At 66.0% G+C, this 20,532-nt stretch carries 16 protein-coding genes and 2 tRNA genes; 7 read left to right on the top strand and 11 right to left on the bottom strand.

Annotated elements, in window-relative coordinates:
- Window positions 1–43: 43 nt before the first annotated feature.
- The 3 genes from mnmA to Q9R30_RS12785 all read right to left on the bottom strand — a co-directional run bounded on the left by mnmA (window position 44) and on the right by Q9R30_RS12785 (window position 3,301).
- Entirely contained in the window at window positions 44–1,183 is a 1,140-nt protein-coding gene (mnmA, locus tag Q9R30_RS12795) for a tRNA 2-thiouridine(34) synthase MnmA (RefSeq protein ID WP_104998462.1), read from the bottom strand.
- Window positions 1,184–1,324: 141 nt separating this feature from the next.
- Window positions 1,325–2,554: a cysteine desulfurase family protein gene (locus Q9R30_RS12790; RefSeq protein WP_104998463.1), complete on the bottom strand. Its 1,230-nt coding sequence runs from the start codon at window positions 2,552–2,554 to the stop codon at window positions 1,325–1,327.
- 54 nt (window positions 2,555–2,608) lie between these two features.
- Window positions 2,609–3,301, bottom strand: a complete 693-nt coding sequence (locus Q9R30_RS12785) for a hypothetical protein (RefSeq protein WP_311217779.1) — start codon at window positions 3,299–3,301, stop codon at window positions 2,609–2,611.
- A gap of 226 nt (window positions 3,302–3,527) precedes the next feature.
- Between Q9R30_RS12785 and Q9R30_RS12780 the strand changes: the two genes are divergently transcribed.
- The 4 genes from Q9R30_RS12780 to Q9R30_RS12765 all read left to right on the top strand — a co-directional run bounded on the left by Q9R30_RS12780 (window position 3,528) and on the right by Q9R30_RS12765 (window position 6,688).
- Window positions 3,528–4,478 (top strand): J domain-containing protein, encoded by a 951-nt coding sequence (locus tag Q9R30_RS12780; RefSeq protein ID WP_104998465.1) that lies wholly within the window; start codon window positions 3,528–3,530, stop codon window positions 4,476–4,478.
- Between the two features lie 42 nt (window positions 4,479–4,520).
- The gene (locus Q9R30_RS12775; protein WP_104998466.1) at window positions 4,521–4,988 is read left to right on the top strand and encodes a tRNA (cytidine(34)-2'-O)-methyltransferase; all 468 of its coding nucleotides are present in this window, start codon (window positions 4,521–4,523) and stop codon (window positions 4,986–4,988) included.
- A 211-nt stretch (window positions 4,989–5,199) separates the two neighbouring features.
- On the top strand, window positions 5,200–5,838 hold the full coding sequence (gene sigK, locus Q9R30_RS12770) for an ECF RNA polymerase sigma factor SigK (protein ID WP_104998467.1): 639 nt from the start codon (window positions 5,200–5,202) through the stop codon (window positions 5,836–5,838).
- Window positions 5,839–5,848: 10 nt separating this feature from the next.
- On the top strand, window positions 5,849–6,688 hold the full coding sequence (locus tag Q9R30_RS12765; protein ID WP_311217807.1) for an anti-sigma factor: 840 nt from the start codon (window positions 5,849–5,851) through the stop codon (window positions 6,686–6,688).
- Window positions 6,689–6,782: 94 nt separating this feature from the next.
- On the opposite strand, the gene Q9R30_RS12760 is transcribed toward Q9R30_RS12765, so the two are convergent.
- The 4 genes from Q9R30_RS12760 to Q9R30_RS12745 form a co-directional block, all read right to left on the bottom strand.
- Window positions 6,783–7,562: a PIG-L deacetylase family protein gene (locus tag Q9R30_RS12760; RefSeq protein ID WP_104998468.1), complete on the bottom strand. Its 780-nt coding sequence runs from the start codon at window positions 7,560–7,562 to the stop codon at window positions 6,783–6,785.
- 4 nt (window positions 7,563–7,566) lie between these two features.
- Complete coding sequence (locus Q9R30_RS12755) at window positions 7,567–8,520, bottom strand: electron transfer flavoprotein subunit alpha/FixB family protein (RefSeq protein WP_311217778.1); 954 nt, start codon at window positions 8,518–8,520, stop codon at window positions 7,567–7,569.
- Window positions 8,521–8,534: 14 nt separating this feature from the next.
- The gene (locus Q9R30_RS12750; RefSeq protein ID WP_104998470.1) at window positions 8,535–9,326 is read right to left on the bottom strand and encodes an electron transfer flavoprotein subunit beta/FixA family protein; all 792 of its coding nucleotides are present in this window, start codon (window positions 9,324–9,326) and stop codon (window positions 8,535–8,537) included.
- 280 nt (window positions 9,327–9,606) lie between these two features.
- Entirely contained in the window at window positions 9,607–11,154 is a 1,548-nt protein-coding gene (locus Q9R30_RS12745) for a S1C family serine protease (RefSeq protein WP_104998471.1), read from the bottom strand.
- Between the two features lie 283 nt (window positions 11,155–11,437).
- Between Q9R30_RS12745 and Q9R30_RS12740 the strand changes: the two genes are divergently transcribed.
- The 3 genes from Q9R30_RS12740 to Q9R30_RS12730 all read left to right on the top strand — a co-directional run bounded on the left by Q9R30_RS12740 (window position 11,438) and on the right by Q9R30_RS12730 (window position 15,907).
- The gene (locus tag Q9R30_RS12740; protein ID WP_311217777.1) at window positions 11,438–13,474 is read left to right on the top strand and encodes a TPM domain-containing protein; all 2,037 of its coding nucleotides are present in this window, start codon (window positions 11,438–11,440) and stop codon (window positions 13,472–13,474) included.
- A gap of 105 nt (window positions 13,475–13,579) precedes the next feature.
- On the top strand, window positions 13,580–14,371 hold the full coding sequence (locus Q9R30_RS12735; RefSeq protein ID WP_104998473.1) for a PspA/IM30 family protein: 792 nt from the start codon (window positions 13,580–13,582) through the stop codon (window positions 14,369–14,371).
- Window positions 14,372–14,473: 102 nt separating this feature from the next.
- On the top strand, window positions 14,474–15,907 hold the full coding sequence (locus Q9R30_RS12730) for a deoxyribodipyrimidine photo-lyase (protein WP_311217776.1): 1,434 nt from the start codon (window positions 14,474–14,476) through the stop codon (window positions 15,905–15,907).
- Between the two features lie 24 nt (window positions 15,908–15,931).
- Here the strand turns inward: Q9R30_RS12730 and Q9R30_RS12725 are convergent, their stop codons facing one another.
- The 4 genes from Q9R30_RS12725 to Q9R30_RS12710 form a co-directional block, all read right to left on the bottom strand.
- Window positions 15,932–16,864, bottom strand: coding sequence for a cytochrome b/b6 domain-containing protein (locus Q9R30_RS12725; protein ID WP_311217775.1), 933 nt, complete (start codon window positions 16,862–16,864; stop codon window positions 15,932–15,934).
- A 140-nt stretch (window positions 16,865–17,004) separates the two neighbouring features.
- Window positions 17,005–17,078 (bottom strand) — tRNA-Met (locus Q9R30_RS12720).
- A gap of 102 nt (window positions 17,079–17,180) precedes the next feature.
- Window positions 17,181–17,254: transfer RNA gene (locus Q9R30_RS12715), tRNA-Met, on the bottom strand.
- Between the two features lie 166 nt (window positions 17,255–17,420).
- The gene (locus Q9R30_RS12710; protein ID WP_311217806.1) at window positions 17,421–20,405 is read right to left on the bottom strand and encodes a UPF0182 family protein; all 2,985 of its coding nucleotides are present in this window, start codon (window positions 20,403–20,405) and stop codon (window positions 17,421–17,423) included.
- Window positions 20,406–20,532 lie beyond the last annotated feature (127 nt).

The raw sequence follows: 20,532 nt of genomic DNA, 5'->3' as shown, positions 1-20,532 counted from the left end.
ACACCGCCCCGGCGGAACCGGGACGGTGCTCGAAGTCGATGGCCTAGAGTGCGGCGCGCTGAAGGGAGCGGGCGGCGTCGATCGTGGCCTGGCCCAGCACGCGGCTGCCCTGGTACAGGACTATCGTCTGGCCGGGGGCCACTCCGCGCAGCGGAGTGGTGAGCCGGACGACAAGCTGGCCTCCGCCCTCTTCCGTGTCCTGGCCGGCCGGCTCCATGCGTGCCGTGGCAGCAACGGGATCGCCGTGCGCACGCACCTGGGCGTGGCATGCGAACTCCCCGCCGGTTCCCACTTCAGCGATGGGCAGCCCGGCCCAGGACACCTTGATGCCGCGGATCTCGTCAATCGCCAGCAGCGCCTCAGGGCCTACCACAACCTTGTTCTCCTTGGGCCGGATCTCAAGGACGAACCGCGGCTTGCCGTCGGCGGCAGGCGTGCCCAGCTTCAGTCCTCGGCGCTGGCCCACGGTGAAGGCGTTGGCGCCAGGATGTTCACCTACCTTGCTGCCCGTTTCATCCACGATGTCCCCGGTGGACATGTCGATCTTTTCCGCCAGCCATCCGGCGGTGTCGCCGTCGGGGATGAAGCAGATGTCGTGGCTGTCCGGCTTGTTGGCGACGGACAGGCCGCGCCGCTCCGCCTCTGCACGCACTTCAGCCTTGGAAGGTGTGTCAGCGAGCGGGAACATTGAGTGCTTGAGCTGCTCGTGCGTCAGGACGCCCAGGACGTAGCTCTGGTCCTTGGCCCAGTCAGCTGCGCGGTGGAGTTCGCGGTTGCCGTCAGCGTCCTCGATCACCTTGGCATAGTGTCCCGTGCACACGGCGTCGAAGCCCAGTGCTATGGCCTTCTCCAGCAGTGCCGCGAACTTGATCCGCTCGTTGCAGCGCATGCAGGGGTTGGGCGTCCGGCCGGCGGCATACTCATCGATGAAGTCCTGGACGACGTCTTCCTTGAACCGCTCGGAGAAATCCCAGACATAGTACGGAATGCCCAGCACATCGCAGGCGCGCCAGGCGTCACGGGAGTCTTCAATGGTGCAGCAGCCCCGGCTTCCGGTGCGCAGCGTTCCGGGCATGCGGGACAACGCCAGGTGCACGCCGACGACGTCGTGCCCTGCCTCGACGGCGCGGGCGGCGGCAACGGCGGAGTCGACTCCGCCGCTCATGGCTGCTAGAACTCGCATGTTTGCTTTCTGTTGGGGTACTTCCGGCTCCGGGGCCGAACTGCCGGAGGCTGGCCTAAAAGGCGGGCAGCCAGCCGGAAACGATCTTCGCCTATCTATTCTACGGCGGTGTCAATTCGACGGGCGCGGGTAACGCTCCCGTCATTCTTGGACCGAGACCCGGCGGGCCAGGGTTCCTGCGGTCTGGATAGTGGATTCATGTCCCGCCATGCCCGCCTGCCGCGCCCGTGCATAGGCTCCGGGGAGCGCGGCCAGCAGCGCATCGACGTCGGCCTCCACGGATGCGTGGCCCAGGGTGAACCGCTGCGCTCCGCGCGCAGTCTCCTCGTCCAGGCCCATGGCCAGCAGGACGTGCGAAGGCCGCGGCACCCCTGCCGTGCACGCGGAACCCGTAGATGATTCCACCCCTGCCAGGTCCAGGAGGAACAGCAGGGAGTCCCCTTCGCAGCCGGGGAAGGTGAAGTGCGCGTTGCCGGGGAGCCGGCCGCTCCCGGGGGCACCCCGCAGGACGGCTTCCGGAACCTGTTCACGGACGCCGTCAATCAGCCGGTCGCGGAGGGCAGCGATCCGTGCCGATTCCTCCCCCAGGGTGGCCGCTGCCTTTTCCGCAGCCGCCGCGAAGGCCGCGATGGAGGCGGTGTCCAGCGTGCCGGAGCGGACGTCGCGTTCCTGGCCGCCACCGTGCTGGACGGGTGTCAGTTTCACCGCCCGCCCGAGCAGGAGGGCCCCTACCCCCACCGGTCCGCCGATTTTGTGCCCGGAGATTGACATGGCGTCCAGGCCGGAGGCCCTGAAGTCCACAGGGAGCGAACCGAATGCCTGTACCGCGTCCGAATGCACGGGCACCCCTGCGGCGTGGACCAGTTCCACGATCCGGCTGACAGGCTGGATGGTGCCCACCTCGTTGTTTGCCCACATGACCGTGGCCAGTGCAATAGTGTCCGGGTCACGGGCGAGTTCCGCTTCCAGCGCGGCCAGGTCCACAACCCCTTCGCTGTCCACGGGAAGCCATGCCACCTCGGCGCCTTCGTGCCGCTCCAGCCACTCCACCGTGTCCAGGACGGCATGGTGCTCGACGGCGGAACACAGGATGCGGCGCCGTGCAGGGTTTTCTGCCATCCGGGACCAGTAGAGGCCCTTGACAGCCAGGTTGTCGGACTCTGTGCCCCCGGAGGTGAAGATGACTTCCGAGGGATGGGCTCCCGCCGCAGCCGCAATTGCCTCCCGCGCGTCCTCCACGGCGCGGCGGGCGCGGCGGCCGGAGCCGTGCAGGGAGGAGGGGTTCCCGGTGCGCGCGAGCTCACGCGTCAAGGCAGCCAGCGCCTCGGGTGAGAGGGGCGTGGTTGCGGCATGGTCCAGGTAAACGGGCACCTCCCAATTCTACTGTCCATGCCTCCAGGCAGGAGCGGCTGCCCTTTGGGGCTGCTAGCCGGCCGGCGGGAGCACAGGCAGGAAACGCACGACGTCGGCCTTGGCCGCGGCGAGCGTGGCGGCGTCCGGGCAGGAGATGGAGACATAGACCGACGAGCCGGCAGTGCCGAATAGCCTGGCCAGCACAGCGGTTGTCCTGCCGCCCGGCTTCGCTGCCTGCTCCAGTGCCAGCACCTCCACCGTGCGCCCTGGCCCTTCCTGGGGCGCGCCCCACTGCAGGGTCGCCGTTTTCAGGTAGCCGGGGAGGATGGACGGATCAAGGTATTCGAAGAGGGCAATGGTCGATTCCCGGTCATCAGCCCGGGCAAGGGCGTTCTGGCTGGTGCGTGTCTTGGCGGCCACCAGGCATCCGTCCGCCTTGGTGTACCGGCTTTCGCCCGCGACGTTGCGGCTCCCGGCCTTCCAGCCCGGAGCTTCCTTGAGTCCATCCGAGATTCCAACCGGCACCCCCGGGGCCAGGGTGCCGCCGGCAGCAAAGGGCAGGTCTCGGCCGGCTACTGCCTCAGCGTCGTGGCCCGGCGTTATGGTGGGCGTCGCCACTGCGGGCGTGCTGGCCACAGGTTCCGGAACGGCCGGGTCCCGCACATCGATGCTGCAGCCGCCCGCGAGCAGGGCTGCCAGTGCTGCTGCCAGCAGCGGCACGGTCCGCCGCCCGGCCCCGCGGGCCGTTCCCGCCGTCGTCGGCATTTTCATTCCTACCCCAATGCATCCTGCGGCGGCCCGGACGGCCGCATGCACGAGTCTAGGGGCAGCGCAGCCCGGGCCAACATCCGGCGCCCGGGCGCCGTCACGCAGGGTCGGCGGGCCGCAGGGAACCCTGCAGGGCCGGAACCTCGTTGTCCAGGAAGGGCCGTTAAACTGTGCAGACCTGGCTACATGCGAAGACTGGCCGGATCAACCGAAGGATGGGTGCTTGACCGAGAGCAGCAGCTCGTATTACCAGGTGCTTCGCGTGCCGGTGACAGCCACGGAAAAGGAAATCAAGGTGGCCTACCGCCGGGCTGCCCGAACGGCCCACCCGGATCACGGGGGCGACGCCGCGGCATTCCGGCGGGTGACACGGGCCTATGAAACCCTCATCGACCCCATCCGCAGGAAAGCCTACGACCGCTCCTACGCCGCCGGCACTGTCCGCGGTGACGAGTCGGACAGGGAGCCGCACTTCGACGCCCCGCCGGCAGGCAGCCGCGCTTCTGCCACCGTGCACCGGCCAGGCAACGCCCGCAACACCGCCGGCGATCCCCCGGTCTACGTCCCGGCGTACGACAGCCTTCCCGCCGGGGAAGTTCCCCTGGTCCCGCTGGCACTCGCCAGCCAACAGGTCCACGGAATGCCCCGGAAACGTGGAATATTCGGCGCCGAGGCACGCATCCAGCGGGAGATGCGCACCGTCCAGCTCCTCACCCGACAGGTACTGCCGGCAATTCCGGCCGCCAGGCTCATCAATGGCCTCCAGTCCCCCGCAGACAACAGCCACATCGACCATGCTGTGCTGTCCGGGTACCGGCTGGCGCTGATCGGCTCCATGCTGCTGCCCAAAGGCGCCTATGCCTGGGACGGCCGGACCCTGAACCACGGGGGCCGTGCCATCCCCCCGCCGCAGCTCGCGCACGTGGTGCGCGCCATGCAGGACATCTTCCCGGAGCTGAATGTCACAGGCTGGACCGTGGTGCTCAGTCCGGGCGGCAACCTCCATGAGCCGGTGATCGACAACCACCGCCGGTCAGCAGGCGGGCTGGAGGCCGTACAGGTGGTTAATGCCGCAGGGATGGTCCGCGGCCTCAAGGAATTCCTCGCCGCCGGGCCGGCCCCCAATACGGTGAACGTTCCGGTGCTGGCCAGGCTGCTGCGCGGCATGCACTGACCCCGGACGGCCTGGACCCGCAACGGTCGCTAGGATGGAAGCGTGTTCCGCATCCTTTTCCACGCCCCCGAAATCCCCGGCAATACCGGCAACGCCATCAGGCTGGCAGCCATCACCGGGGCCGAACTGCACCTCGTGGAACCGCTCGGCTTCGACTTTTCGGATGCGAAGCTCCGCCGGGCCGGACTCGACTACCACGACCTCGCCGTCGTCACTGTGCACCCGAGCATCGAGGACGCGTGGCGGCACCTGAAGCCGGAACGGGTATACGCCTTTACTTCGGACGGAGCCGCCAGCTACACGGACATCTCCTACCAGCCGGGTGACGTCCTGATGTTCGGGCGGGAATCCGTGGGCCTGCCGCCGGAACTGAAGGCGGATCCCCATGTCACATCCACCGTCCGGTTGCCCATGCTGCCGGCACTGCGCTCCCTGAACCTGGCCAACGCCGCATCCATTGCCGTGTACGAGGCCTGGCGCCAGCAGGGGTTCGCCGGCGCCCGGATCTGACCTGCGCGGTTCAGGCACACCCTCGGCGGGCCGCTTCTTTTTCCCAGCCAACCCATCCGCCCCTGCTGCGGCGTCGAATCACTCCCGACAACATTCCATCGTGTTCAAGGAGCTGCAGGTGACATTGCTGGAGTCACGTTCCAGGACCTCCCGCAGCAGCCGGGGCGGCTCTGCTGAGGATTCACGGTCCGGAGACTTATGCTTGGTAGTAATGGAAACCCCCAATGCCCCGCATCCCGAGGCGCCGCATTCCCAAGCCCCGCATTCCGAGGCCCGTGCCGCGGTGACAGATCCTCCGGCCGACCTCAGCCACCGGCTTTCAGTCCTGCTGGACAGCATAGGCCGGGGCGACCAGGCAGCCTTCGCCGAGTTCTACCAGCTCACGTCGCGCCGGGTTTTCGGTATGGCCCGCCGCGTGCTGATCGACCCCGAACTCAGCGAAGACACCACGCAGGAAGTCTTCCTCCAGGTATGGCAGAACGCGGCGAAATTCGATCCCAAAGCCGGGAGCCCGCTCTCCTGGCTGATGACCATTTCGCACCGCCGTGCCGTGGACAGGGTCCGGTCCTCCCAGTCCTCCACTGATCGCGAGGCCAAATACGGCGCCAGCACCCAGGACATCGACCACGACACAGTGTCTGACCAGGTGGGGAGCAGGCTGGAAGCCGAGTCCGTGGTCCGTTGCCTTGGAACGCTGACCGAGACGCAGCAGGAGTCGGTGCGCCTGGCCTACTACGGCGGCCTCACATACCGGGAAGTTGCCGAGCGCCTGAACGCAGCAGTACCGACCATAAAATCCCGGATCCGTGACGGATTACTCCGGCTGAAGACCTGTTTGGAGGTGAGTTGAGATGAGTGACATGAACCACGGCCGCAACGGCCGTTCCGGTTCGTTTGGCGACACCGTGGCCATGGACCTGGCTTCCGGCCGGGCCGTGGAACTGGCGGAACTGTATGCCCTGGACGCGGTGACCGACGAAGAACGCCGGGCGATCGAGCAGTACATCTCGGCTGCCCCGGCAGCGGAACGTACCGCCTTTTTCGACCGGGTACGCCAAGCGAGGGAAACTTTGGCCAGGACCTTCCGGGTTGAGGAAGAGCCACCGGCCAACCTCTTCGACCGCATCGTTGCCCAACTTCCTGCACAGGGCAGCCAACCTGAAGCGGACGCCCCGGCCGCAGCTGCAGGGCCTGCCGCCACGCCCGCCGGGGACGAGCTCGCCAAGGCGCGGCAGCGCCGTGCAGAACGGCGCCGGCCTTCCGGTAGCCGCCGCTGGCTCGCCGGAGTGGCCGCGGCAGCCGCCATCGCCCTCGGCGGGGTTGGAGTGGGTTCGTACCTGGCGGACCAGAACGATCCCGTCAACCAGGTGGTACGGGCCGGGGACCTGCGGGAAGCCTCGGTGGATGTGGCCGGCGGCGGTACCGCCACCCTGCTCATTTCTTCATCCGAGGATGCCGCCGTTGTCAAGATGAATGGCGTTCCCGCACCGCCCGCGGGCAAGGTGTACCAGATGTGGCTGATCCCCAAGGATGGTTCGGCGCCCGTATCACAGGGCCTGATGGACGAAGAAGCCCTCTCCAAGCCGGCTGTGGTGGAAGGGATCTCCTCCGCAGCAGCGCTGGGGATCACCGTTGAACCGGTGGGCGGATCCAAGTCGCCCACGCTGCCCACGGTGGCCGCCGCACGCTTGGGTGCGTAGGGACAGGCTCCCGCACCATCCGAAAGCGTCCCGTTCCATCTTCCGGCAGGAAATGGTGCGGGGCGCTTTTGCGTGTGGTCAGCCGGGAAAGTTGTCAGAAGCCGGCGATAGTTCCCGGACCGTTGACCGCAACCACATGGAATGCCTCGGCGCTTCGTCCCTCCACCAGGCCGGCCCGTTCGGCATTGAACTTCATGCCCCGGCGGACGGTAGCCTCCATCGCCTCCACGTCGGGATGCTGGCTGACGTGGACATGGATGGCGCGGAGCTTGGACTCCACGTGCTCTGTGACGTCCACAAAATGGTTCTCCCGTTCCTCCGGCCCGGCATAGAGCCACAGCCATGGCAATTTGTAGGCCTCCAGGCCGGCTTCGGCCAGTTCAGGGTAGGCGAATGGATTCTCCAACGCCGGGTAAACGGCGCGGGTCACGGCCTCCCCTACGGCCAGATGGTCGGGGTGGCTCTTCTGGATGCGCTTCCAGCTCCGTTCCGGGTGCATTGAAAGCACGACGTCGGGACGGATTTCCCGGATCAGCTTCACCACGCCCTTCATCACCTCGTGCGACGCCTCGAGGTAGCCGTCCCGCTGGTGAAGGTAGTGGATGTCAGTGACTCCCACCAGCTCGGCGGCCCGGCGCTGTTCAGCGCCGCGCAGGGCGATGATGTCCGCACGGTGGGCGGGGTCGAAGCCGCCGGCGTCGCCGTCGGTCATAATGCAGTAGCTGACGTGGACCCCGGCCGCCGTCCAGCCGGCGATGGTGCCCGCAGCACCGAAGTCGATGTCGTCAGGATGCGCCGCAAAACAGAGCACCCGCCCAATCCGGTGGATGTCCGGGTTGAACGGGCTCTGTTCCTGTGCAGGAGAGGAAGCCAAGATGTCAGCCTTTTCGCTTCTTGATCTCAGCCGTGGCCTGCGGGAGGACATCGAAGAGGTCGCCTACGATGCCGAAGTCCGCGATCTCGAAAACCGGTGATTCAGCGTCTTTGTTGACGGCTACGATCACCTTCGCCGTCTGCATGCCGGCCTTCTGCTGGATGGCACCGGAGATTCCCGCCGAGATGTAGAGCTGCGGGGACACCGTCTTGCCGGTCTGGCCCACCTGCGCGTCGTGGCTGATCCAGCCGGCGTCGGTGGCGGCGCGGGAGGCACCCACGGCTGCGCCCAGGGCGTCGGCAAGTTCCTCAACCGGGCCAAAGTCGCCGTCAAGGCCGCGGCCGCCGGCGACGACGATGCGGGCATCGGTCAGGTCCGGGCGGCCGCTGGCTACTTTCTGCTCCCGGGCGGTGATGCGGGCGGCCGCGGCCGTGCTGCCGGCGGGAACCTCCACCGTGGCGGTCTCCGGCGAGCTTGGCGCCGCAGCCGGTTCCGGGGTGACGTTGTTGGCCTTCACCGTCAGCACGCTGACCGCGGTGGAGGCCTTGCAAGCGGTGTTGTAGGAGCCCGCGAGGACTGACTTGTGCGCCGTGCCGTCAGCGTCCACAGCAACGACGTCGGTGATGACGCCGGCGTTCAGGCGGATTCCCGCCCGCGCGGCGATCTCCTTGCCCTCAGGCGAATTGTCGAGCAGGACGATGCCGGCCCCGGCCTGTTCAGCCGCAGTTGCCAGGTAGGCAGCCTTCGGGGCAACAAGGAAGTCATCGAGGTCCGCTGCCGAGGGGAGCAGCACCGTGCTGACGCCGTACTCGGCAAAGGTGGCCGCAACGTCGTCGTGCAGCGTCCCGTTCAGCGCAACTGCTGTCTCGCCCAGTGAGCGGCCCAAAGTGAGCAGTTCAAGGTTGCTCTTCTTGAGCGCGGCCCCGGGGTTGTCAATGAATACAAGTACTTTTGCCATGTCTGTGGTCCCTCTTAGAGCAGCTTCTGGGCGGCCAGGAAGTCAACGAGTTTGATGCCGGCGTCGCCTTCGTCCGTGATGATGGTCCCGGCGGTCCGGGGCGGACGTTCTTCCGCACTGAGCACGCGGGTCCAGGAACCGGCGTGCCCCACCTGCGCCGGGTCCACCCCGATGTCAGCGAGCGAGAGCGTGGTGATGCTCTTGCGCTTGGCTGCGATGATGCCCTTGAAGTTGGGGTAGCGCGGCTCGTTGATCTGGTCGGTCACGGAGACGACAGCCGGGAGCGGGGCTTCCACCGTCTCTGACGACGTGTCAGCGTCGCGGCGGGCGGTGAGGCGTCCGCCGTCGACCTCCAGCGTGGACGCGAAGGTGACCTGCGGCAGGCCGAGCCGTTCCGCCAGCTGGGCGGGAACCAGGGAGGTTTCACCGTCGGTTGACGCCATGCCGGTGATGACCAGGTCCACGCTGCCCAGGTGCCGGACGGCTGCTGCCAGCGCCAGGGACGTGGCGGCGGCGTCCGAACCGGCCAGTGCGTCATCCGTGAGGTGCACGCCCTCGGTCGCTCCGATCTGCAGCGCCTTCTTGATGGCGTTGACCGCGCCCGAGGGGCCCATGCTCAGCGCGATGACCTGGTTGCCTGCCTTGGCTCCCCCGCGGGCTTCGGCCAGCTGCAGCGCGGCTTCGAGTGCGTATTCGTCAAGCTCGGACAGGATGCTCTCGTCGCGGTCAGTTGTGTAGTCCTCCCCATTGAGGTGGCGGTCAAACTGCGCGTCCGGTACATGCTTGACCAGGACGATGATCTTCAATGTATCTTCCACTGTATTTACAGCAGCCTTCCATGCTTGTGGACAGCCAGCCGGGTGAGGTCATGGCCGCGGAATGCCCCGGCATGCGGGTAGCTCCTAGCTAACCATATAGGCGCGCCCCGGCGCCCTCTTCCGTTAACGCCTGTGTCAGTGGGCTGGACATCCGCACCGCTGCCCTGCCCCCGCTGCCTGCCCACCGTGCAAATGCCCGACGCCGGCGCCCCCAAAGTGGGGACGCCGGCGTCGGGCATTGCTGATTACGCCTTGGCGGGCGCTGCTGCTAGCCCGCAGCGGAGCCGAGGGTGACGTCGAAGGTTTGTTCCGCGCCGTTGCGCAGGACGGTGATCTTCACGCTGGCACCGGCACGCTGTTCGCGGACAGCCGCTGTCAGCTGGTTGGGTTCACCGATGGCGAGGTCGTTGAACTTCGTAATGACGTCGCCCACCTTGATCCCGGCCTTTGCCGCAGCCGAATTCGCTTCCACAGTGGCAACGTCCGCGCCCACTGAGAACTCCGATGAGGTGCTGGATGCCGCCTTCTTCCGAACGCTGACGCCCAGCTGGCCGTGGGAAGCCTTGCCGGTGTCGATGATTTCCTGGGCGACGCGCTTGGCGTGGTTGATGGGGATGCTGAAGCCGACGCCGATGTTGCCGCTGGTGGACGATGCGCTCGAGCCCGCCGATGCGATGGCAACGTTGACGCCGATGATTTCGCCGCTGCTGTTCACCAGGGCACCGCCGGAATTGCCAGGGTTGATGGCGGCGTCCGTCTGGATGACGTTGATGGATATCTCGCCCTGGTTGGCCGGCTGCCGGGCTTCGCCGCCGCCGGGAGGTGCGAACTGGAAGCCGCCGTCGTCCTCTGCTTTATCGCCTTCCGGCGCGGCGGCGGAGGCCACGCTGATGGTCCTGTTGAGCGTTGAGACAATACCGTCCGTCACGGTGCCGGTCAGGCCGAGGGGCGAACCGATTGCAATGGCGGTGTCCCCCACGTTTAGCTTTCCGGAGTCGCCCAAGGTTGCGGGGGTGAGGCCGGAGGCGTTGTCCACCTTGATGACCGCGAGGTCGGACAGCGGGTCGGTGCCCACAAGTTTGGCGCCGAGGACGCGCCCGTCACTGGTACGGACTTCGAGCGCTGCGTTGGCCGTCTGGCCGTCCAGGGTGACCACGTGGGTGTTCGTGAGGATATGCCCCTGGTCGTTGAGGATGATGCCGGAGCCAGTGCCGCCGGCGCTGCCGGTGGATGCGCTGATGGTCACCACGCTGGGGGACGCCTTGACGGCAGCAGCCGTGATGGCATTCACGTTGTCCTGGTTGTTGACGATGACCGTGCCGGGCTGGCTGTTGCCGCTCACCGTGGTGCCGGCACCGGTGTTACCCAGTCCCGCGGAACCGACCGTGGCCACTCCGCCGCCCACCAATCCAGCAGCGAGGATGCTGGCCACGAGCGTACCGACGCCGAAGGACGCTTTCCGGCGCGGCGCGTCCTTGGGGTTGGGGGCAAGGCCCACGGCTCCGTACTGGCTGCCCTGGCCGTGATAACCGTAGCCGGGCTGCGGTGCCTGCTGTTGACCGTACGCCGGCTCGTGGGAACTGTCCTGTCCGTAGAACGGCTGCCGCTGGGGATAGGCCGGACGCGGAGTTCCGGGGATCTCCTGCGTGGGGTTGTCTCCGGGCCGGTCCAGCCGCTCCGTGGGGTACTCCCGCGGGCCGGGCTCACCGGGTCCGGCGGCATTGTCCTCCGGCTGGCCGGGGTGCTGCTGTTCCCAGGGATCCCGGTCCGGGCCGCCGTTCCTGGGGGCCTGCCCGGGCGTCTGGTTCTCAGTCATGGGACTTCCTTTCATCCTCGTCTGCATTAACTATGGACTCCCGGGCTGGAACAAGCTCGGATGTTTGCTGAGAGCTTCCTGAACGCTTTTCGGCCCCGGGCCGGATGGTCCGGGGGTTTCGCTGGTGGCATAGTCGGGCCGATGGACGGGCTCTGGGGTGCACCATAGAATCAAGATGAATTGCCACAGCGACCTGCGGCTTCACACCAAGCGTGGGGGCGCCGTGCATTCTGAGACGACCGGTTCGTCCCGAACTGGTGTCAGGCGTGCTGAAGGGTTGCACATGCGGTCAAAGTTCAAACGTATCCTCGCCGTGATCGGCCTCACCGCTTTCCTGGCGATACCCGCCGGCGCGGCGTGGGCCGAAGATCCGGTCACCTTGGATCCCGCAACCAAAATTGTGGATCCATCGGGAGTCCTCGGGTCGAAAAAGGGTGAGGTCCAGGACGCCATCAAGAAGCTTGGTGCGGACCACGCCACCGTGCTGCACGTCGTCATCGTTAAGAAGTTCGAGAACCCCGCCGATCGTGAAAAGTGGTCAGACGCTGTGGCCGAAAAGGCCAATCTCGGGTCCAACGCACTGATTTTCGCGGTTGCCACCGATACCAGGCAGTACGTCCTCAACAAGGGTGGCAGTAAGCTCACCACGGCCCAGGTCGAAAACATCAAGAGCAAGGCCATCGGCCCGGAGCTCGCGAAGGACAACTACGCGCAGGCGGCGATCAACGCCGCAGCGGCAGTTGGCGATGCAGCCGGCGGCGGCAGCGGCAACGTCCCCGGCGACGGTGCCGGCGCAGCTGTCCTGGTGGGGACCGGAATCGTCGCTGCCGGTGGCGCCGGCGCCTACCTGTATTTCCGCAACAAGCGCAAGAAGGCTGCCGGCCAGGCGGCTGGCGCAGGATATGGCGGCCAGGAGGCTCCGGCGGATCCTCTGGCTTCGCTGAGCATCGAGGAACTGCGCCGCAAGAGCGGCTCCCTGCTGATCGAGGCTGACGACGCCATCAAGTCCAGTGAGCAGGAGCTTGGCTTCGCCCAGGCGCAGTACGGAGATTCCGCCGTCGGGAACTTCACCAAGGCCCTGGACGAAGCCAAGGCCCACCTGAGCGAATCCTTCAAGCTGCAGCAGCAACTGGACGACCACATTCCTGACACCGAAGAACAGCAGCGGACCTGGCTTGTCGAAATCATCCGCCGGTCCGAAGCCGCTCTCACCTCGCTGCAGGAGCAGAAAGCGGACTTCGATTCCCTGCGCGAACTCGAAAAGAACGCTCCTCAGGCCCTGGCCGCGGTCAATGCCGGTGCGCGGGAAGCAGACGCGAAGATCAACACGGCCGAGCAGTCACTCACTGCGCTCCGCTCGAAGTATGCCGAGAGCGCCCTCACCCAGGTCTCGGACAACATCCTGCAGGCCAAGGAGCGCCTGGCGTTCGTTCAGAATGCCACCGCCACCGCTCAGCAGAAGCTGGGTGAGGGCGAGGGCAGCCTGGCCGCAGTAGCTGTCCGGGCAGCCGAGGAGAGCCTGCACCAGACGAACGTCCTCCTCGATGCCATCGCCAAGGTTTCATCTAGCCTTGATGAGGCCAGGAGCAGCCTCGAGGGCGCCGTTGTGGACACCTCGCAGGACCTCGCCCAGGCAAGGGCCATGATCCAGTCCGGCGCACACCCCGAACTGGCTGGCCCCGTGGCCGGCGTCGAAAGCGCCCTCGCAGAGGTCAAGGCGGAAATCCAGGGCGGCAAGATTGACCCGATCGCCACCCTGCAGCGGGTGGAGACTGCCCACCAGTCGCTGGACCAGGCCCTCAGCGGCATCAGGGACCAGCAGGAGCAGGCGCGCCGGGCCCAGGCCTCGCTCCAGCAGACCATCATGTCTGCCCAGGCACAGATCAGCGCAACATCGGACTACATCACCGCACGCCGCGGCGGTGTGGGGACTGAGGCACGTACCCGGCTTGCCGAGTCGCAGCGGAACCTCGATTACGCCCTGTCCATCTCGCGCACCGATCCGGTCACGGCCCTCACGTACGCGCAGCAGGCACACGCGCTGGCTGCGCAGGCCGCCCAGCTGGCGCAGGCGGATGTGGACCATTTCGGGGGCTACGCCAACCAGGGCTACGGCCGCGGCGGCATGTTCGGCGGTGGCGGCGGCGGGGGCCTGGGAGGCGCCATCCTGGGCGGCATCCTGATCAACTCAATCCTCCATGGCGGCGGTGCGGGCTGGGGCGGCGGCCACGGCGACGGCGGAGGCTGGGGTGGCGGAGACATCGGCGGCGGAGACATGGGCGGCTGGGGCGGCGATTCCGGCGGCGGCGGAGACTTCTAGAACCCCGATCGGCCCACGCTGTGCCATCCCGCCTACGCGCAAGGCACCACATAATTGTTCACTGGTTTCAGTGGTCACCACAGAGCAGGACGAAAGGGTAACACCATGGTTAAGCAGTCCATTTTCGGCCGCATCGCGCAGCTGGCTAAGGCGAACATCAACACTTTGCTGGACAACGCTGAGGATCCGCAGAAGATGCTGGACCAGATGGTCCGGGACTACACCAACAACATCGCTGAGGCCGAGTCCGCCGTCGCACAGACCATCGGCAACCTGCGGATGCTTGAGGACGACTACCGCGAGGACATCAAGAACGCCCAGGACTGGGGCAACAAGGCCCTTGCAGCCTCCCGCAAGGCGGACGAATACCGGGCCAGCGGTGACAACGTTGACGCCGAAAAATTCGACAACCTGGCCAAGGTGGCACTGCAGCGCCAGATGTCGGCCGAGAATGAGGCGAAGGGCGCAGAGCCCAGCATCGCCTCGCAGCGTGAAGTGGTGGAAAAGCTCAAGTCTGGCCTGGACCAGATGAAGGGCAAGCTTAACGAGCTGACCAGCAAGCGGAACGAGCTGGTGGCACGGTCCAAGACCGCTGCGGCCCAGTCCCAGGTCCACGACGCCATCAAGAGCATCGACTTCATGGATCCCACCAGCGAGGTGGGCCGCTTCGAGGAAAAGATCCGCCGCGAGGAGGCCAAGGTCCGCGGTCAGCAGGAGCTTGCAGCTTCGAGCCTGGACGCGCAGTTCAACCAGCTGGAGGACCTTGGCGAGCAGGTGGAAATTGAGGCCCGCCTGGCGGCCCTGAAGCAGGGCAATTCGTCCAAGCCGGCAATCGGCGCCTCCGGTTCCGCCGCCTCAGCATCCACCGTGGACGAAGCTGACTTCGACAAACTCTGACCGGCGGCGGGACATGCCGCCGCTTCTGCACTGAACACGTAGGGCCGGGGCCACTGATGGCCCTGGCCCCTACTTGTCCGTGTCCCTGTGTAGCGTGGTGCCATGGATTCCTCCGGTGCAACCTCCATCGCCTGGCTTCGCGACGACCTTCGGCTGGACGACAATCCGGCCTTGGTGGAAGCAGCTGCGCTGGGCCTGCCCCTGACGGTGGTCTTCATCCTTGACGAGGAGTCCGAGGGCGTCCGGCCACTGGGCGGTGCAGCCCGGTGGTGGCTGCATCACTCCCTTGCCTCCCTTGCGGCGGCGCTCGAGGCCAAGGGCAACCGGCTGGTCCTCCGCCGCGGCCCGGCGCAGGAGGTATTGCGGCAACTCGCCGCCGAGACCAACGCAGGCCACCTGTTCTGGAACCGCCGCTACAGCCTCCCGGAACGCACAGTGGACGCGGCCGTCAAGTCGTGGGCCGGAAAAAACGGCATTGAAGCCTCGAGCTACCAGGCGAATCTCCTGTTTGAACCATGGACGGTCCGCACCGGCGCCGGCGGCCCGTACAAAGTGTTCACACCGTTCTGGCGGGCCTGCCTCGCGAACGGTGACGTGCGCGACCCCCTCGAGATTCCGCTGAAGCTGCCGGCCCCGCCCCGGGAAAGAGGTGCCACGCCGGCCGGGGAAGGTCTTGAGGGCTGGCAGCTCCTGCCTTCCTCCCCCGACTGGAGCGGGGGGCTGGCCGAAACCTGGGAGCCGGGGGAAGAAGGTGCCCACCGGCGGCTGGAGGATTTCCTGGACGGCCCTGCGCTGGACTACGGGACCGGACGCAATGTGCCGGGAGTGGAAGGGACCAGCCGCCTGTCTCCGCACCTGCGCTTCGGCGAGGTCAGCCCTTTCAGGGTCTGGCGGGAAACCCGCGGCCGCTTTCCACGTAATGTGCCGGCCGACGTCGGGATCTTCCGTTCCGAGCTCGGCTGGCGCGAGTTCTGCTGGCACCTGCTGTACACGAACCCGGAACTTGCCACCCGTAACTACCGGCCGGAGTTTGACCGCTTTGAGTGGCAGTCCCTGGCCAGCGATGAACTGAAGGCCTGGCAGCAGGGGCGCACCGGATACCCGTTCGTTGATGCCGGGATGCGGCAGCTCTGGCAGACCGGCTGGATGCACAACAGGGTGAGGATGGCGGCGGCGTCCTTCCTGGTCAAGAACCTCCTGGCGGACTGGCGGACCGGGGAGGCCTGGTTCTGGGACACCCTGGTGGACGCCGACGCCGCGAGCAATCCCGCCAACTGGCAGTGGGTGGCAGGCTCAGGAGCGGACGCGTCCCCGTACTACCGGATCTTCAACCCCGTGACCCAGAGCAAGAAGTTCGACGCCGCGGGGAACTACCTGCGCCGCTACATCCCAGAGCTGGCAGGGCTGGACGGAAAAGGCATCCACGAGCCGTGGAAGGCCGGCGGTGAACTGCGGGGATACCCCGCTCCGCTGGTGGACCTGCCGGAGTCCCGGGAACGGGCCCTCGAGGCGTACCAACGGCTTAAGGACAGCTGAGACCCTCGGGCGGCCGGGCCGGGGTCAGCGGCTGACCTTGCCCATCAGGGAGGCGACGGGCCGCAGGAAGAGCGGTCGGGCCAGGAACCAGGCCGCCACCATGACCACAACCGAGGCAAGGAAGACCCAGAAACCGAGCCATCCGTCGTTGTCCTGCACACCGTACATGTGGTTGAGGTTCCGCAGGGCTCCGGTGGCGAGCACCAGGAACACGTGCACAACGATGAACGCCACAAAGTAGATCATCACGGGGAAGTGGACAGCCCGTGCCCATTCAATGGGAAAGGCCTTGTTGAGGCTTGCCGCCTTTTTTGGCCAGGCGCTTGACATGCGGAGGCCGGTGATGAAGGCCAGCGGTGCGGCGATGAAGACAGTCACAAAGTACGTCAGCAGCTGAAGCGCGTTGTAGTTGATCCAGCCGTTTTCGGTGGGCCAGTCCAGGGAGGCATACTGCAGGGCGGCCGACAGCGCGTTGGGGAAGACGTCCCAACTCGTGGGAACAATCCGCATCCACTGCCCGCTCGCGAAAAGCAGGACAGCGAACACCAGGCCGTTGAGGATCCACAGGGCGTCCAGCGTCAGGTGGAACCACAGCTCGAGCGTGATTTTGGTGGGCGGGTTCTTGGTCTTGATCAGGCCCTTGTTGTTCCGGGTCCAGTGGCCGCTGGGACGGGTGGTGGTGCGCACTTGCCACCCGGTCCGGATGATCAGGAGCAGGAAGAAGGCGTTGAGGAAGTGCTGCCAGGCAAGCCAGGCGGGAAAGCCCACGGGAGCAGCGGCCGGAAGCTCGGAATGGCCCGGGTAGTCGGCAACGAAGGAAGCCACGGCAGGCAGTCCCATCAGCCACCTGGCAATCAACACCACGAGGACCAGCCCTCCCAGGGCGGCAGGCACCCCCCAGTAGAGTCGCGACCGCTTACCCGCCGCGGTACCGGGCTTCTTCGTGGGTGTGGACATCGAACAACATTCCTCTCGAGAATGACTGGCCAAGTGCTCACGACGTGTGAGGCTCTGCGAAGAGAATACTAGGAACTGCTCGTATCCAAGGAAAAAGAAGACCCCGGCCGGCTGATATGCCGGTCGGGGTCTTCTCATAGTTGCGGGGACAGGATTTGAACCTGTGACCTCTGGGTTATGAGCCCAGCGAGCTACCGAACTGCTCCACCCCGCGTCGCTGAAACAACACTACCCTATTTTCCCGGCCCGCATTTCCACCTGCCGGGGAAACAAAAAAGTCCGGACACTGTTTCCAGTGTCCGGACTTCCCCATCAGTTGCGGGGACAGGATTTGAACCTGTGACCTCTGGGTTATGAGCCCAGCGAGCTACCGAACTGCTCCACCCCGCGTCGCAAGAACTACTTTACCGGCACGTGAACACCAGGCCAAATCGAAGCGGCGTGATGTCCGTCTCGCCAAACGGACGCGGCACCTGCTCCCCGAAAGGAGCAGGTGCCGCGTCCCGCCGTCGTGCGTAATCAGTTACCGGGCGAGTTTAATCAGTCACCAGGAACGTCAGCTACTCGGCGAGGGCGAAGGAGTAGCCTCAGGCGTTGCCGTGGACGCGGGAGCGGGAGATGCCTCGGGAGCCGCCACGGGGATCTTGGACTCCGCCTCGACGGCCCTCTTGAGGGCAGCCGCGATCCGGTTCTGCGCCTCACCATAAGCCGCGAAGTCGCCGGCAGCCAGTGCTGCCTGCCCTGCCTGCATGGCCGCGTTAGCTTCGTCCAGTGCCGCCTTCAGCTCCGCCTTGGCATCCGCACCCGCGGGGCTGGCAGGGGCGCCGGGACCGGCGGGCGCCTGGCCGTTGTTGTCCGAGTCACCGGCAGCAGCTCCGGAGTCTCCGCCGAACAGCTGCTTCAGTGCCTCATCCAAGGTGGGCGCAAAGCCCACCTTGTCGCCGAAGGCCACCAGGACGCGCTGCAGCGTGGGGTAGGACGTCTCGCCGGTGGACTTGAGGTAGACAGGCTGCACATACAGGATTCCGCCGCCCACCGGAAGGGTGAGGAGGTTGCCGTTGAGCACTTCCGAGGCGCCCTGGCGCAGGAGGTTCAGCGCCTGCGACACCGTGGGGTCCGAGTTGAACTTGTTCTGCGCCTGGCCCGGACCGGGGACCTGGATCTCCGGCGGGATCTGGAGCAGCCGCAGCTTGCCGTAGCTCTCCGCCTTAACCCCTGCCTGGTTGCCGGCGTCCGAGTCAGCGGCAAGGAAGCCGTACAGCACGTTGCGGGCGTTGCCGTTGACAATCTGCGGGATGAACGACGACGTCAGCTGGAAGGCGGGCTTGTCCTGGTCCGGCATCTGCAGCGACATGTAGAACGGCGGCTGCTTGACGCCGCTGGTGGAATCAACCGTAGGATCCGCCGGAACGCTCCAGACGTCCTTGGTCTGGTAGAACGTGGACGGGTTGGTTACGTGGTATTCGCCCAGGAGCTGGCGCTGGACCTTGAACAGGTCCTCCGGGTACCGGACGTGGCTCATGACGTCACCGGACATTTCCGAGTACGGCTTCAGCGTCGAGGGGAACACCTTCTGCCAGGACTTCAGGAGCGGGTCCTGGTCGTCCCACGCGTAGAGCGTGACGGAACCGTCGTACGCATCCACTGTTGCCTTGACGGAGTTCCGGATGTAGTTGACGGTGCTGTTGGGCAGGGCGACTGCCCGGCCGGACGTGGTCTGGGTGTCAGCGGTGGCATCCGAGAGCTGCTCCTGCTGGGAGTACGGGTAGTACTGGCTGGTGGTGTAGCCGTCCACGATCCACTTGACCCGGCCGTCCACCACTGCAGGGTAGGCATTGCCGTCAACGGTCAGGTAGGGAGCCACCTTTTCCACTCGCTCACGGGGGTTGCGGTCGTACAGGATCTGGGACTCCTGGTTCACGCCATCCGAGAGCAGCAGGTCCGAGGACTGGAACTTGATGGAATACAGCACACGGTTGAAGAACGTCCCCACGTTGGGTCCGCCGTTGCCTTGGAAGGTGTACTGGGTCTCGCCCTCGCCTTCCCGGCCGGAGGGCCTGTCCTGCTCGCGGGCCGGCGCTCCATCCGGCGCCCCTACGATCGAGTAGTCCGGGGAGTACTCGCCAAAATAGATCCGCGGCTCATAGCTGGAATCGTCACCAAGGACGCCGGTTGACGGGATGCCCGACTGCAGGAATTCCGGCTTGCCGTCAACGGTGAACTTGTTGCCCTTGGCCGCCACCACGCCGTAGCCGTGGGTATACACCACATGCTGGTTGAGCCAGCCCTGCTGGTTGGTGGCTACGTTGGCCGGATTCAGTTCGCGGACCGCGATCACGGTGTCCTGGACCTTCCCGTCAACTTCGTACCGGTCCACGTTGAGGGAGTCCGGGAACCGGTAGTACGGCCGGTACTGTTCCAGCTGCGAGAACGCATCCGAGATCAGGTTCGGGTCCAGCAGCCTGATGTTTGCAGTGGTCTGCGCATCAGGCGCGAGGGCTCCGGTGCTGGCCGTGTTGGTGGCGTCGTACCGGTTTACCTGGATCTTGTCCAGGCCATAGGCGGCCCGCGTGTTGTCGATGTTGCGCTGGATGTACTCCTTTTCCAGCGTCTCTTCCGAGGGCCGGACCTGGAACTGCTGGATCACCCAGGGGTAGACGCCCCCGGCCAGGATGGACGTGATGACCAGCATCGCGGTTCCAATGACGGGCAGGCGCCACTTGCCGATCACAGCGGCGACGACGAACAGGATGGCAACGAGGACCGCTGCCACCGCGAGGATGGCCTTGGTGGGGATGACGGCGCTGACGTCCGTGTAGAGGGCGCCGGCCCAGCGCCCGCTGTTGCTTTGCACTGTTGTAAAGCGGTCAAGCCAGAAGTTGATGCCCAGGAGCACCAGGAAGGAGGCGCCGGTGACAGCGATGTGGATCTGCGCCGCCCGGCTGGTGAAGACGCCGCGTTCCATCAGCCGGATGCTGCCGTAGAGGTAGTGGGTAAGGATGCCTGCGATGCCGGCAATGACCACCACACTGATCAGGAACCCGGTCACGAAGCCGAGGAACGGAAGCGTCATCAGGTAGAAGCTGATGTCCATGTTGAACTCGGGATCAGTTTGCCCGAAGGGCTCCTGGTTGAAGAACAGCAGGACTTTCTGCCATTGGCTGGCGGCTGCGCTGCCGGCGAAGAGGCCGAACAGGACGGGCAGGCCCACCATGACTACCCGGCGGACGGGCTCCAGCTGCGCCTGGTACCGGTTGAGGTTGTCCCGGATCTCGGAGTCGGGCGCATAAACCGGCCTGGCGTGGTACGCGATGCGGATCGCGAAGAAGACCGCCAAGAACATCACGGCGAAGCCGGCAGCGAAGATGCCGATCCGGGCCAGGTTCTCGGTCACGAATACTTCAATGAAGCCGAGCTGGCGGTACCAGAGGACGTCGGTCCAGACGTTGGCGAAGAAGATGAAGCCCACTACCACCAGGGCAACAACGATCAGGGTGGGCGTCAACGCCCCGCGTCGTGAAGGGGGCCTGCCTGTGGACATGGTGCTGGCGGGACGGGACAAACTGGGTACCTCATAGCTGGTCGTCAGATTATTCGATGCGTGCGTGCGAGCGACGTACGGCACCGGTCAAACAGCTGGTTTCGTCCGTCACAATTGCCACGAGTGG

This window comes from Arthrobacter sp. AB6 (assembly GCF_031844545.1).
Taxonomy (GTDB): domain Bacteria; phylum Actinomycetota; class Actinomycetes; order Actinomycetales; family Micrococcaceae; genus Arthrobacter.
The sequence above is the reverse complement of the archived record's forward strand: the minus strand, read 5'-3'. Positions and strand labels throughout refer to the sequence as shown.

Excerpts from the sequence above, each read along its gene's own strand:
- mnmA (WP_104998462.1), bottom strand. The coding sequence starts at position 1,183 with ATGCGAGTTCTAGCAGCCATGAGCGGCGGAGTCGACTCCGCCGTTGCC.
- Q9R30_RS12785 (WP_311217779.1), bottom strand. The coding sequence starts at position 3,301 with ATGCCGACGACGGCGGGAACGGCCCGCGGGGCCGGGCGGCGGACCGTG.
- sigK (WP_104998467.1), top strand. The coding sequence starts at position 5,200 with ATGGAAACCCCCAATGCCCCGCATCCCGAGGCGCCGCATTCCCAAGCC.
- Q9R30_RS12765 (WP_311217807.1), top strand. The coding sequence starts at position 5,849 with ATGAACCACGGCCGCAACGGCCGTTCCGGTTCGTTTGGCGACACCGTG.
- Q9R30_RS12755 (WP_311217778.1), bottom strand. The coding sequence starts at position 8,520 with ATGGCAAAAGTACTTGTATTCATTGACAACCCCGGGGCCGCGCTCAAG.
- Q9R30_RS12745 (WP_104998471.1), bottom strand. The coding sequence starts at position 11,154 with ATGACTGAGAACCAGACGCCCGGGCAGGCCCCCAGGAACGGCGGCCCG.
- Q9R30_RS12740 (WP_311217777.1), top strand. The coding sequence starts at position 11,438 with ATGCGGTCAAAGTTCAAACGTATCCTCGCCGTGATCGGCCTCACCGCT.
- Q9R30_RS12735 (WP_104998473.1), top strand. The coding sequence starts at position 13,580 with ATGGTTAAGCAGTCCATTTTCGGCCGCATCGCGCAGCTGGCTAAGGCG.
- Q9R30_RS12730 (WP_311217776.1), top strand. The coding sequence starts at position 14,474 with ATGGATTCCTCCGGTGCAACCTCCATCGCCTGGCTTCGCGACGACCTT.
- Q9R30_RS12725 (WP_311217775.1), bottom strand. The coding sequence starts at position 16,864 with ATGTCCACACCCACGAAGAAGCCCGGTACCGCGGCGGGTAAGCGGTCG.
- Q9R30_RS12710 (WP_311217806.1), bottom strand. The coding sequence starts at position 20,405 with ATGTCCACAGGCAGGCCCCCTTCACGACGCGGGGCGTTGACGCCCACC.